This is a genomic window from Roseiarcus sp. (assembly GCF_049514155.1).
Lineage (GTDB): Bacteria > Pseudomonadota > Alphaproteobacteria > Rhizobiales > Beijerinckiaceae > Roseiarcus.
The window spans coordinates 1-11,695 of sequence record NZ_JBEKVH010000127.1; the positions used below are offsets into that span (position 1 = coordinate 1).

12 protein-coding genes and 1 pseudogene are annotated in these 11,695 nt (G+C 68.6%); all 13 read right to left on the reverse strand.

Annotated features, from left to right (window positions below; genetic code table 11):
- Positions 1–294, reverse strand: a 294-nt coding sequence (locus tag ABSF49_RS16110; RefSeq protein WP_424113672.1) for an MBL fold metallo-hydrolase, incomplete at its 3' end; no start/stop codon positions are given.
- Between the two features lie 17 nt (positions 295–311).
- Positions 312–986 carry an HAD family hydrolase gene (locus ABSF49_RS16115; protein WP_424113673.1) on the reverse strand — a complete coding sequence of 225 codons (675 nt, stop codon included), beginning with the start codon at positions 984–986 and terminating at the stop codon, positions 312–314.
- 85 nt (positions 987–1,071) lie between these two features.
- A complete protein-coding gene (locus tag ABSF49_RS16120; protein WP_424113674.1) occupies positions 1,072–2,211 on the reverse strand; it encodes a ceramide glucosyltransferase in 1,140 nt (379 codons plus the stop codon).
- A gap of 78 nt (positions 2,212–2,289) precedes the next feature.
- A complete protein-coding gene (locus ABSF49_RS16125; RefSeq protein WP_424113675.1) occupies positions 2,290–2,853 on the reverse strand; it encodes a phosphatase PAP2 family protein in 564 nt (187 codons plus the stop codon).
- 89 nt (positions 2,854–2,942) lie between these two features.
- Positions 2,943–3,977: a glycosyltransferase family 4 protein gene (locus tag ABSF49_RS16130; RefSeq protein WP_424113676.1), complete on the reverse strand. Its 1,035-nt coding sequence runs from the start codon at positions 3,975–3,977 to the stop codon at positions 2,943–2,945.
- 86 nt (positions 3,978–4,063) lie between these two features.
- Positions 4,064–5,038: a S1C family serine protease gene (locus ABSF49_RS16135; protein ID WP_424113677.1), complete on the reverse strand. Its 975-nt coding sequence runs from the start codon at positions 5,036–5,038 to the stop codon at positions 4,064–4,066.
- An 84-nt stretch (positions 5,039–5,122) separates the two neighbouring features.
- Positions 5,123–5,653, reverse strand: coding sequence for a flavin reductase family protein (locus tag ABSF49_RS16140; protein ID WP_424113678.1), 531 nt, complete (start codon positions 5,651–5,653; stop codon positions 5,123–5,125).
- 392 nt (positions 5,654–6,045) lie between these two features.
- The gene (locus tag ABSF49_RS16145) at positions 6,046–7,488 is read right to left on the reverse strand and encodes an aldehyde dehydrogenase (RefSeq protein WP_424113679.1); all 1,443 of its coding nucleotides are present in this window, start codon (positions 7,486–7,488) and stop codon (positions 6,046–6,048) included.
- A gap of 63 nt (positions 7,489–7,551) precedes the next feature.
- A complete protein-coding gene (locus tag ABSF49_RS16150; protein WP_424113680.1) occupies positions 7,552–8,337 on the reverse strand; it encodes a coniferyl-alcohol dehydrogenase in 786 nt (261 codons plus the stop codon).
- 49 nt (positions 8,338–8,386) lie between these two features.
- Positions 8,387–9,430, reverse strand: a complete 1,044-nt coding sequence (locus ABSF49_RS16155; protein WP_424113681.1) for a branched-chain amino acid ABC transporter permease — start codon at positions 9,428–9,430, stop codon at positions 8,387–8,389.
- Positions 9,427–10,320 (reverse strand): branched-chain amino acid ABC transporter permease, encoded by an 894-nt coding sequence (locus ABSF49_RS16160; RefSeq protein WP_424113683.1) that lies wholly within the window; start codon positions 10,318–10,320, stop codon positions 9,427–9,429. Before ABSF49_RS16160 ends, ABSF49_RS16155 begins: the two co-directional genes overlap by 4 nt.
- Positions 10,320–11,006 (reverse strand): annotated as a pseudogene (locus ABSF49_RS16165) (ABC transporter ATP-binding protein); the annotation flags it as partial. The gene ABSF49_RS16160 and the pseudogene ABSF49_RS16165, both read right to left, overlap by 1 nt.
- A 38-nt stretch (positions 11,007–11,044) precedes the next feature.
- The coding region (locus ABSF49_RS16170) for an ABC transporter ATP-binding protein (protein ID WP_424113682.1) at positions 11,045–11,695 on the reverse strand (651 nt) is incomplete at its 5' end.

Sequence of the window (11,695 nt, forward strand, 5' to 3'; positions counted from 1 at the left end):
GTCGAGCATCACCAACCGGGCGAGTTCGCGCGTCGCGCCGGTGGCGACGATCTCGCCGCGGAAGCCGCGCTTGTAAAGCAGCGGTATGCGCCCGCAATGGTCGAGATGTGCGTGCGTCAGCAGCAGGGCGTCGATCGACGCAGCGTCGAAGCCGAACGGCGCCGCGTTTTCGTCGTCGAGGTCGCGGCTGCCTTGGAAAAAGCCGCAATCGACGAGAATGCGCTTGCCCCCGGCCTCGACCAGATGGCACGAGCCGGTGACGTCGCGATCGGCGCCGTGGAAAGAGATTTTCACGTTGCGATTGCTCCCTGTCAGCGCCGCCCGCCGAGCTCGTCGATGTGGACGAGCAGATCGGCTGGGTCGTCGTAAACGCGGAACGCCGTAGCTTGCTGCAACTCGCTCGCGCCGTAGCCGCCGCACAGCAGGCCGACCCCGAGCGCGCGGCAACGCGCCGCGGCGAGCATGTCCCAGATGCTGTCGCCGACCACGATCGCCGTCTCGATCGGCGCGTTGAGCCGCGCCGCAGCGGCGATGAAGAGATCCGGATCGGGCTTGGCGTATTTGACTTGGTCGCGCGTCACCACCGGAACTTTCGCCGGATCGACGCCGAGCGCGGCGAGATTCACCCCAGCGGTCTCGATCCGGCCGCTGGTCGCGATCGCCCACGGGATGGCGGCGGCGGTGAGAAAGGCGAGCAGATCCTTGGCGCCCGGCAACGGCCGGATCGCATCGGCCATGCGCCGATAGGCTTCGGCGTGCTTGCGCCGCAGACGCTCGAGCCCGTCGTCGTCGATAGCGAGCCCGGTCTCGCGCACCAGCTGGTTGGCGAACAGGCCGCCGCTCATGCCGATCTTGCGGTGGATGCGCCACACGGAAAGCTCGATGCCCTCGCTGTCGAGAGCCTGCTTCCACGCCAGCACGTGCTGATAGACGCTGTCGACCAAAGTTCCGTCGAGATCGAACAGGAAGACCGGCTCGATGCGCATCAAATCCCCCTTTGCCGCGCTCACTCCGCGCGGCGACCTTACAAGGTGCGCGCGCGATGAGGAACCTCAAAGGCTCAGGCTGAACTCAGCGCGCCGGCGGCGCCGCTTCGTCGGCGGTCGACATCGAATGCCCGCGCCACTCGAAATCGTCGATGATCCACGCTTGCAGCCACAGCCAGGGCAGCGTCGCGTCGCGCAGCACGAAAGCGACGAGCGTCGCCGGCGTCAGCCGCCAACCGGCGAGGAGCGCTAACGCCGCCTCGCTTCCGTACCAGATCAACGCGATCACGCCGGCGAACCGCTCCGGCGCGAAACCGAAAGCCGCCGCGCCGAAGGCGGCCGCGACGATCGCCAGCAGTCCTGAGGTGAACAACTCCGGCGCGAAGAACAACGGGAAGGTGGCGCGGCGCAGGCGCGCCCAACGCGCCTGCCGCCCCCAGACTTCGGACCACGCCCGTCGGCCGAGCGGCTGATCGAACGGGCCGGCGGCGAGGCGCGGCCGCAAACGGGCGCGGCGCACCAGCTTGGTGGCCGCAGCGTCCTCGGCGATCTCGTCGCCGAGCCGCTCGATGCCGCCGCCGGCTTCGAGGACGTCGCGCCGCCACAGCATCGACTTGCCCTGCGCGAAACCGAGGCCGCAGGCGTCGGCCGCGTATTGCCAGCGCGCCTCGTAGGTGTTGAGAAACGCGCATTCCATCTCCGCCGCCAACGACTCCGGGGCCGAGCCGATCGGCGGCGCGCAGACGATTCCGACGCCGCGACCCCAGCTCGCCATCATGCGCTGGATATAGTCGGGCGGCATCAGCACGTTGGAATCGGCGATAATGATCCAGGCGTTGCGCGCCGCTTTCCATCCCTTGACGACGTTGTTGAGCTTGGGATTGACCGACGGCCGCTCGTCGCCGACGAGCAGGCGCGCTTTGCGTTCGGGATGGCGCTCCATCGCGCGACGCGCCAGCGGCGCTGCGCCATCGTCGGCGTGCGCGAGGCAGAAGATCAACTCGTAATCGGGGTAATCGAGCGCGAATGCCGCCTCCAGCGTCGTCTCCGAGAAGGCCTCCACCCCGCACAAAGGCTGCACCAGAGTCACCGGCGGCGCGTCTGGCGAGGCGGCGAAGCGCCGGCGCGGTTTGCGGCATTTGCGCGCCGCCAGCGCGATGCTGACGACCTGCAGGCCCGTTGCGGCGACGGCATAGCCAGCGGCGACTTGAGCAATCGTCGACATCGGACAGCCGCCCTTTCCCTTAGCGAACTGGCGAGCGACGCACGGCGCCGGGCGGCGCGGCCGACCGCGAGAAACCGCTCATATCACGATCCAATAGGCGATCAACCCGGAGACGCCCGCGCCGATCAACGTTCCGGCGGCGACGTCGGAAGCGAAGTGATCGCCGACCGCCAGTCGCGCCCACGCCATCGCCGCCCAGGTCGCCACGCCGTAGGGCCAGACACGCGGCGCGGCGAGGACGATCGGCAACAAAGCCGCCGTCAGCGTCATCACATGCCCGCTGGGGAAAGAATAGCGGTCGAGCGGCGGCGGCGCGCCTGGGCAGGCGATGCCGAGATCACGCGGGCGTGGGCGCGCCGCCGACCGCTTGATCGCCGGATAGACGCAATGCAGCAACAGGATGCTCGCCGCTCCGCACAGCCCGACGGCCACCGCGCCCCTGGGTCGAAACAGGATCAGCGCGACCAGAATGACGAAGTAGATCGGGCCGTTTCCCAGCCGCGACAACGCCTTGGCGGCGACGACCGGCGCGCGCCGATCGCCGCTCAGCGCCATGGCGCGCGCGATCGGCCAATCGACGACCGCCAGCCGGTCCCAGCGCGACCGTTGGCGACCCTCGGAATCCGTCAAATCTTCCAGCATGCGTCGCCGAACATTCACCAGGCGGAGAAGTATAGCCATCTGCGCCATCGATTCGTCCAAAATTGTGGCGCGCGGTCGCCGCGCGCGGCTCAACCGGCGAAGCCGGCCTCGGCGCTCGGCGCCGCGTGGGCGCGGAAGATGTTGTCGACGAATTGGCGCGCCGAGGCGGCGATGCTGAATGTGAGCGCGTGGGCGCGCGCGGTTTCGCGAGGAATCGACAGCGCCGCCAGCGCAGCGCGCTTGAGGTCCCAATCGAGCGCGCCGGCGCCGCTGTCGCCGATCACGTCGAGCGGACCGGGGACCGGAAACGCGGCGATCGGCAGGCCGGAGGCGAGCGCTTCGAGCAGAACCAGGCCGAAAGTGTCGGAAAGGCTGGGAAAGACGAAAGCATCGGCGCTGGCGTAGGCGGCGGACAGCGCCGTTCCCTGCAGCTCGCCGAGGAAATGTGCGTCGGGAAAGTGCGCCTGCAGGCGCGCGCGGTCGGGGCCGTCGCCGACGACGACCTTCGAGCCGGGCAGATCGAGCGACAGGAACGCGTCGAGGTTCTTTTCCACCGCGAGGCGCGCGCAGGTGAGAAAGATCGGTCGCGGCAGGTCGAGAACGCTGGTCTCGCAAGGACGGAACAATTCGCTGTCGACGCCGCGCGACCAGCGCATCAGGCGGTCGAAGCCGCGCGCGCGCAGCTCGCGCTCCAGCGACTGGGTGGCGACCATCATGCCGAGGCCGGCGTTGTGGAACCGCCGCAGCAGCCAATAGACGGCGCGGCGCGGCGCGACCCGGCGCATCGCCAGATATTCGGGAAAACGCGTGTGGTAACAGGTGGTGAACGGTCGCCCGGCGCGACGGCAGGCGATCCACGCGCACAGACCAAGCGGCCCCTCCGTGGCAATATGAACGAAATCGGGATCGGCCGCTTCGATCCTGCGCGCCACCGCGCCCGGCCGCGTCACGGCGAAGCGCATCGATGGGTAGGTCGGGATCGGCGCCGTGCGGAAGCCGGTCGAATCGAGCACCTCGATCTTCACGCCCAGCGCCGGCGCCTCGTGCAACAGCGCCTCGATCGAGCGCACGACGCCGTTGATCTGCGGCAGCCAGGCGTCAGTGACGATCAGAATCCGGCTCACGCGGCGACCTCGGCAAGGCGCGCCGCGAGCGGCGAGGTTTTGATTGGATATGGGGAGCGGCGCAGGCCGGCGCGAAACGGGCGGGGTCAATGGAGGCGCGGTCTCTTGAAATTAGCGCTGCGTTCGACTGAGCGTACGCGCAGCCAGACGCTGCGGCCATCGCGAACCACTTCGATCGGGATTTCGACGCCGGCGGGTCCGCGAGCCCACATACCGCGATATAAATCGGCAAGCGAGCCCACCGCGGCTTCGCCGACGGCGGCGACGATGTCGCCGCGGCGAAGCCCCGCCGCCGCCGCCGGGCCGCGGTCGGCGACCCCGGCGATGACGATCCGACCTTCGCTTTCCGCAGAATAGACGCCGATCCACGGTCGCGCCGGCTTGTCGATGCGGCCGCTGGCGCGCAATTGCGCGGTCAGCGGCGGCAACAGGTCGATTGGCACGATCATGTTGACGTCGCTCGGCACGTCTTGTCCGCCGGCGCTTTCGACATGCAGCGAGCCGATTCCGATGAGCCGACCGTCGCCGGCGAAGAGACCGGCGCCACCCCAGAACGGATGCGCCGGGGCGGTGAAAATGGCTTCGTCGAGAAGATATTCCCAATAACCGGCGAATTCATGCTTGGCGACGATCTCCGCTTCGACGAACTGGCGCCGACCGCCGGAGGCGATCACCACCGGATCGCCGACCTGCGCATCCTGCGATCGCCCGAGCGGAACCGCCGGCAATCCGAGCCGGTCGAGCGCTTGCGCCAGCCCGAGGCCGGATTCCTGGTCGATCGCCAAAGGATGGGCGGGAACCAGCCGTCCCTCCGGCGTCGTCAGCCAGATCGTCTCGGCCTCGGTGATGAGGTAGCCGATCGTCAGGACGAGCCCATCGTCGTCGATCGCGACGCCACTGCCCGCGCGCTTGACGCCAAGAACCGGCGCCGTGAACGCGTCCTCGGGGATCTCCGCCTGCAGGGATACGACGGACTCAAGGCTGCGCCTGACCTCGGCGGAGAGATCGTCGGCTTCGGGACGTTGCGGCGCCGCCACCTCCCGTCTCGGCTTTTCGGCCATCGGTTCTTTCCGTCGGCGAGCGTAGAACGGCGCCATCCTATCGCGGCGCGGCGAGCGCGGCAATTTTGCTCAAGGCGTCATTGGTTATGGCATTCGCGAAGCAAGCTTGATCGTCTTGCCGTCGACGGAGAATTCGCCACGACCGCGATGGTGGATCGTCTTGGCGTTCTGCTGTGTCGGGTCGCGCCACGCCTGCACGACCTCGAGGATGAACAGGCCGTAGCGTTTGACAAATCGCGTGTCGGCGACCTTGCATTCGAGATTGGCGATACACTCAGCCACCAGCGGGGCGGCGACGCGGCGGGCCGGAACCCGGGTCAGTCCGAACGCGGCGAACTTGTCCGTCGCTCGGCCCGAGCAATTGCCGATCGCAACGACGGTTTTCGCCAGTTTCGCCACTGGGATGGCGATGACGCATTCGCGCGTCGCGCGCAGGGCGGCGAAGCTGGCGTCGGCGTCGCTGACCACGCAGGCGACCAAGGGCGGCGTGAACTCGACCATCATGTGCCACGACATCGCCATGACATTGTCGCGACCGGCGCGGGAGGTCGTCAGCAGAACGACCGGTCCCGGTTCGAGTAACCGATAGACTTCCGACAGCGCCAGCTCTCTCAAAGCGTCGCCTCCTTAGTCGATCGGCGCCTGAGCGCGATCCCGGCCGCGGGCGGGCGGCCGCGTTTCGCCGATGAGGAGTCCGTCGCCGTCGCAGCGAAGGCGTCCGATTTCGGTTCTGGGGAAAACCGAGGGGGAAGCAATCCCGCGCCCCAGCCGCCGCATGGATTGCTTCCGCATCGTTTCTCGCGAACGCGCGCAACAAAAACTACGCGCGTGCTTCGGCGCGATCTTCGATCCCTCGCGATGTCGCAGCTTATGGCGGCTGACATCAGGCGGCATTGTTCGCTGCAGGCCGCCATCCGCATTGAGGGGGATCAATTCGCCGGCGTTGCGCCGCGTGGGCGCAAAATCGGGCGGGCGCCTTCGCGACTCCCGCCCTCAGGATTGCTCAGTCAGAACGGATAGGCCTGCGGACCTTCGATGGTGATCCAGCGCAATTCGGTGAATTCAGCGATCACCGCCTTGCTGCCGAACCGGCCGTAGCCTGAGGCTTTGACGCCGCCGAACGGCATCTGGCCTTCGTCGTGCACCGTCGGGCCATTGATGTGGCAGATGCCGGTCTCGAGCCGCTTGGCGACCGCGAGCGCCCGCTGGATGTCGCGGCTGAACACCGCCGACGACAGGCCGTATTCGCTGTCGTTGGCGACCCGGATCGCCTCCTCCTGGTCCTTGACGCGGATCACCGGCTTGACCGGCCCGAACGACTCTTCGCCGTACATGCGCATGCCGGACTTGACGTGATCGACGACCGTCGCCTCGACGATCGCGCCGGTGCGTTTGCCGCCGGCGACGACCTTGCCGCCCTTGGCGATCGCGTCGGCGATGAGCGCGTCCATGCGCTCGGCCGCTTCGAGGCTGACCAGTGCGCCGAGCACGACATGACCGCGCGGATCGCCGGCCGGCAGCGCGGCGGCGCGCTTGGCGAGCTTGGCGACGAACGCGTCGGCGATCTTCTCGTCGACGATCAGCCGCTCGGTCGACATGCAGATCTGGCCCTGGTTGGCGAAGGCGCCGAAGATCGCCGCGTCGACCGCGGCGTCGAGGTCGGCGTCGTCGAGCACGATCAGCGGCGCCTTGCCGCCGAGTTCGAGCAGCACCGGCTTGAGGTGCTCCGCCGCCAGCTTGGCGATGATCTTGCCGACCCGCGACGAGCCGGTGAAGTTGATCCGCTTGACCGCCGGATGGGCGATCAGCGCCGCTACGACCTTCGGCGCGTCCTCCGGCGCGTTGGCGATGAAGTTGACGACGCCCTTGGGGAAGCCGGCGTCGTTGAGCGTCTGGACGATCAGGCGATGCGTCGCCGGGCAGACCTCCGACGAGCGCAGGATCACCGTATTGCCGCAGGCGAGCGGCGCGGCGATCGCGCGCACGCCAAGGATCACCGGCGCGTTCCACGGCGCCATGCCGAGCACGACGCCGACAGGCTGGCGCATCCCCATCGACAGCACATTCGGCTTGTCGGCGGGGATGACCTCGCCGACGATTTGCGTCGTCAGCGCCGCGGCTTCGCGCAACAGCGTGGCGGCGAAAAAGCAGTTGAAGCCGCCCCAGGGTCCGGTCGCGCCGATCTCGTCAGTCATCAACTGCGAGAATTCAGCGGTGCGGCTTTCGAGCAGATCAGCCGCCTTGTTAAGCAGCGCGCGGCGCTGGCTCGGGCCGGTCTCCGACCAGGCCGGGAAGGCGCGCGCGGCCGCCTCGACGACCTTGTCGACGTCGGCTGCGCTCGCCGCCGCCGCCTCGCTCGCAACCTTGCCGGTTACCGGATCGTGCCGCTTGTAGGTTGCTCCGTTTGTCGCGCCGACCGACGCGCCGTCAATGATGAAATCTACCTTCATGTCGTTTCCTCCCGTCGCACAAGGCGCGCTTTCCGCGCACCGATCCTTTCTTTGCGCCTCGGCTCAGAACCCGAGGACGCTGGCGTTGATCGAAGCTTCGAGCCCACCGTCGACCGGCAGATTGGCGCCGTTGATCCAGCGTGCGCCGTCCGAACACAGGAACAACGCGGCGGGAGCGATGTCGGCCGGCGCGCCAGCGCGGCCGACCCGCGCGATGTCTTCGTCGACGCGCGGATCGCCGAAAACCCGGCGGAACTCCTTGAGGATCGGCGTCGTCACCGGCCCAGGGCTGACCGCATTGACCCGCACGCCGCGGTCGCGGAACAAAGGCTGATGGGCGGCGCGCAACGTCCACAGCAGCAGCAGCTCCTTCGACAGCGGATAGCCTTCGCCGTCGGGGACGTCGAAGCGCTTGAGCAGCGCGGCGATGTCGGGGAAGCCAGGCGCGTCGACAAAGGCCTTGGCGCGATCGAGATTGGCGCGCCAACCGTATCCGGCGATCGAGGCGACGTTGACCACTGCGCCGCCCTCTCGTAAGCGCGGCGCCAGCGCCTCGCTGAGCGCGCGCAGGCCATAGAAGTTGATCGCCAGGGTCTTGGCGGCGCCCGACACGCCAGAAACGCCGGCGACGTTGCACAGCGCGTCGATGCGGCTCGGCAACGCACGCGCGAGATCGGCGATTGCGGCGGCCGAAGAGATGTCGGCCTTGACGAAGGCGCCGAGCGGCGCGGCTGGCGCGTTGACGTCGACGCCGATGACGTCGGCGCCGAGCGCGGCGGCGAGCTCGCCGATGCGGGCGCCGATGCCCGACGAAATTCCGGTGACGACGATCGTCTTGCCGAACAGCATTTCCGTCCTCCCGTTTGCGCGCGGTCTTTTTCGCCGCGCGTCTCGTGTCTTAGGTCGCGCGCTTTTCCGACGGCGGCGCGGGCGCAGCGCTGCGTTCGGCGAGAAAACGAACGCGGTAGCCGACGGGCAGCAGCCGCAGCGCGGTCTTGTCCTCGACCCAGCCCCAGATTCCGCGCGGCAGGGCGAGCGCGAAGACCAGCGCCGCCGCGCCAAGGCCGACGAGATACCAGACGCCGGCGGCGCCGAACCACGCCTCGATGGCGAAGAATACGACGGCGCCGAGGATTGCGCCTTCGAACGTGCCGAGGCCGCCGACCAGCGCCATGAAAATCATGTAGGCGGTCCATTGCGGGCTGAAGTAGGTCTTGGGCTGGAAGGTGACCGCCGTCGCCACCCACAGCGCGCCGGCGAGCGCCGCGCCGAAAGCGGCGAGGACGAAGACGGTCCGCTTGGCGCGCGTCACCCGCACGCCGATCGACTCGGCGGCTTGCTCGTCGTCGCGGATCGCCTGGATCGCCGCGCCGATCGGCCCGCGCAGCAGGAAGAAGACGACCGCCAGCAGACCGGCCATGGCGGCGAAGGCGCACCAATAGGTCAGCGCGCGTCTCAGGTCGGTCGGGTAGGCGTTGAGCGCGATCAGCGAAGTGCCCGTCTCGCCGTTGATCAGCGTGTCGAGGTTGACGAGCAGATGGGCAAGCTCGGAGACGACCCACATGCCGATGGCGAATTCGCCGCCCTTGAGGCGCAGCATCAGCGCCGACAGCGGCAGCGACAGCGCGCCGACGATGATCGCGGCGAGGAACAGCGACGGGTAGACGCTGACGCCGGAATCGGCGAGCCGCACGGCGAAATAGGCGCCGAGGCCGAAGAACGCCTGCTGGCCGATCGACACCAGTCCGCAATAGCCGACCAACGCGTTCCACATCACCGCGAGGATCACGTAAATGAACAGCGTCGTCAGCCGGTCGACGCCGTTGGCCCCGAGCCACAGCGGCCCAAACGCCAGCAGAACGGCGGCGATCGCGGCGACCGCAAGCGCGACGCGCGACTCGCGCGTCCAGCGCTCAACGACGAGGGCGCGACTCGCGCTCACGCCGTCCCCCTGATGAGGCGGCGCAGACGCGGGCCGAACTCGCCGAAATAGAGGCGCAGAAACAGCGCGACGAGAAAGATTCCGTGACCGGCGAGGAAGAAACCTTGCGGGCTCACCGAGGCGCCGACGCTCTGCGCGACGCCGAGCACGATCCCGCCGAGCAGCGTGCCCCATAGCGAGCCGGCGCCGCCGATGACCGCGGCCTCGAAGGCGAAGATGAGCTGCAACGCGCCGGCGTAGGGGTCGAAGGTCGCGCGCATCGCCAGGAAGGCGCCGGATATCGCCACCGTCGCCATGGCGATCGCCGCCGCCAGCGCATTGACCCGCCGCGCGTTGACGCCGACCAGGCCGACCGTGTCGGAATCCTCGGCGGTGGCGCGGATCATGCGGCCGAGCTGGGTGTGATTGAGGAACAGCTGGATGCCGCCGAGCAGCGCGATCGCCGTCGCCATGGTCAGCGCCGCGAGCTTGCCGATGGCGATGTCGTCGGTGATCGACCAGCTGTCGTAAGAGAGATCGCCGACATAGGGCGCGAGCGAGCGAGTGTCGGCGCCGAATTGCTGGAACAGCAGGTTGTCGATGACGATCGACAGGCCGAAGGTCGACAGCACCGGCACCAGCAATCCGCCGCGCGCGCTGCGTTCGAGAACGGCGCGCTGCAGCCCGGCGCCAATCAGCGCCATCGCCGGTACGACGACGACGAGCCCGAGGAAGGGCGAGACGCCGTAGCGGTCGGCGAGCACGAACAAAGCATAGGCGGCGAGGATCGCCAAGCTGCCGTGGGCCAGGTTGATGATCCGCATGACGCTGAACATGAACGACAGGCCGCAGGCGATCAGCGCGTAATAGCCGCCGAGCAACACGCCCTGGATGATCTGGTTGACGAAGATCACGCCCGCGCTCCGTGCTCGGCGCTGCGGCGCAGGCCGAAATAGGCGTGCGTCACCTGTTCGTGCGTCAGCTCGGCGGTCGCGCCCTCGATGGCGATCGCGCCCTCGAGCATGCAGATCGCGCGGCTTGCAGTCGCCATCGCCCGCTTGAGGTCTTGTTCGACCAGGACGATCGCGACACCCGAACCTTTCAGCGCCTCGAGCTGCTCGTAGACGCGACCGACGACCAGCGGCGACAGGCCGAGCGACACTTCGTCGAGCAGGATGATCTCCGGGTTGGTCATCAGCGCGCGGCCGATCGCGGTCGCCTGCTGCTCGCCGCCCGACAGCGTTCCGGCGGGGCTGCGCCGCCGCGCCTTCAGGTTTGGAAAGGCCTCCATCACCGCTTCGAGCGTCCACCGGCCGGCGCGGCCGGCGGAGCGGGCGAGCAGCAGGTTCTCTTCGACCGTCAGGCTGGCGAACAGGCGGCGGCCTTCCGGCACCAGCGCGATGCCCATCCTGGCGCGCACATGGGCGCTGCGGGACGTGACGTCGGCGTCGTTGAAGACCACGCGCCCGCCGGCGAGCGGATGCTGGCCGGCGATGGCGCGCAGCAGCGTCGTCTTGCCGGCGCCGTTGGCGCCGACAAGGGCGATCGTTTCGCCCTTGTCGACCGCGAAGCTGACGCCGCGCACGGCGGTCAGCAGACCGTAGCGCGCTTCGAGGCGCTCGACCGAGAGCAGCGTCATCCCGCTCCTCCGCCGAGATAGGCTTCGATCACTGCCGGGTCTTTCATCACCTTTTCCGCCGCGCCGTCGGCGATGACGCGGCCGGCGTCCATGCAGACGAGCCGTTCGGCGACGCGCAGCAGGAGATGGACGATATGCTCGATCCAGACGATGGCGAGGCCGCGCCGCTTGAGTTCGAGGATGACGTCGACGAGTTCGCTCGCTTCGGCGTCGGTCAGGCCGCCGCCGATCTCGTCGAGCAGCAGCGCCGAGGGGCCGGTGGCGAGCGCGCGGGCGAGTTCGAGGCGCTTGCGGTCGATGAGCCCGAGCGTCTCGGCGCGGCGGTTGGCGAGGCCGGTCATGCCGGTCGTCGTCAGCGATTCGGCGGCGCGCGCGTAAGCCGCGTCGCGGGCGAGGCCGCCGCCATGGCGGGCGGCGGTGAAGACGTTCTCGAACACCGTCATGCCCGAGAACGGCCGCGGAATCTGGTGGGTGCGGGCGAGGCCGCGGCGACAGCGCTCGGCGGTCGGCAACGCCGTCACGTCCTGACCGCGCAGCCTGACCGTTCCAGCGGTCGGCGCATGCGCGCCGACCAAGATGCTCAGCAGCGTCGTCTTGCCGGCGCCATTAGGTCCGACGACGCCGATGGCTTCGTTGGCGCGAACCGA

Coding starts and splice junctions, on each gene's coding strand:
- ABSF49_RS16115 (WP_424113673.1), bottom strand. CDS start 986: ATGCGCATCGAGCCGGTCTTCCTGTTCGATCTCGACGGAACTTTGGTC.
- ABSF49_RS16135 (WP_424113677.1), bottom strand. CDS start 5,038: ATGGCCGAAAAGCCGAGACGGGAGGTGGCGGCGCCGCAACGTCCCGAA.
- ABSF49_RS16120 (WP_424113674.1), bottom strand. CDS start 2,211: ATGTCGACGATTGCTCAAGTCGCCGCTGGCTATGCCGTCGCCGCAACG.
- ABSF49_RS16125 (WP_424113675.1), bottom strand. CDS start 2,853: ATGCTGGAAGATTTGACGGATTCCGAGGGTCGCCAACGGTCGCGCTGG.
- ABSF49_RS16145 (WP_424113679.1), bottom strand. CDS start 7,488: ATGAAGGTAGATTTCATCATTGACGGCGCGTCGGTCGGCGCGACAAAC.
- ABSF49_RS16150 (WP_424113680.1), bottom strand. CDS start 8,337: ATGCTGTTCGGCAAGACGATCGTCGTCACCGGAATTTCGTCGGGCATC.